Here is a 474-nt window from a genome sequence, read left to right on the forward strand (position 1 = left end):
CGCATAGGGGAAATTCACCAGCGGCGTGGGTGCAGTTGCAAACGCTGTGACGATGGCTGTATCGGCCGGCGTCTTCCCGTCTGCCTGCGCGCCGAAATCTCGAACGCTCGGCTGTTCGCCCAGGCGTTGCGCCAGACTGACAGCGCTGCCAGTCGGGGCAAGCTGGATGGTCGTCTGCGACAGGTTCGTGTCGGCCTTGCCCTTCTGGAGCGTAATCAGCGCCTCGGCTGGAAGCGTATGACCGGCCCGGAACGGCACGATGACCGACTGCCCCCAGGCCGTCCCGCAGACCAGCACGGCCGCCGAGGCGAGCAGAAGCGAAAAACGTGTCATGCCAGTTGATCCTGATCGAGAATGAAGGAACCCAGGACCGCCGCCAGTTCCTCCGTGATCGTGAGGATCTGCAGCGTCATGGTGCTGTCGCCAGCGCGAAGATGTTCAGCCATGACAATCCCGAGGACCGCCTGGCGAAGC

General features: G+C 63.7%; 1 protein-coding gene. It reads right to left on the minus strand.

Going from position 1 to position 474, the window contains the following annotated elements; genetic code table 11:
• Positions 1-333: hypothetical protein (locus tag JN414_RS16510; protein ID WP_202208886.1), on the minus strand; the 333-nt coding region annotated here is incomplete at its 3' end.
• Positions 334-474 lie beyond the last annotated feature (141 nt).

The sequence above is a fragment of the Gluconobacter sp. Gdi genome, from assembly GCF_014132155.1.
Lineage (GTDB): Bacteria > Pseudomonadota > Alphaproteobacteria > Acetobacterales > Acetobacteraceae > Gluconobacter.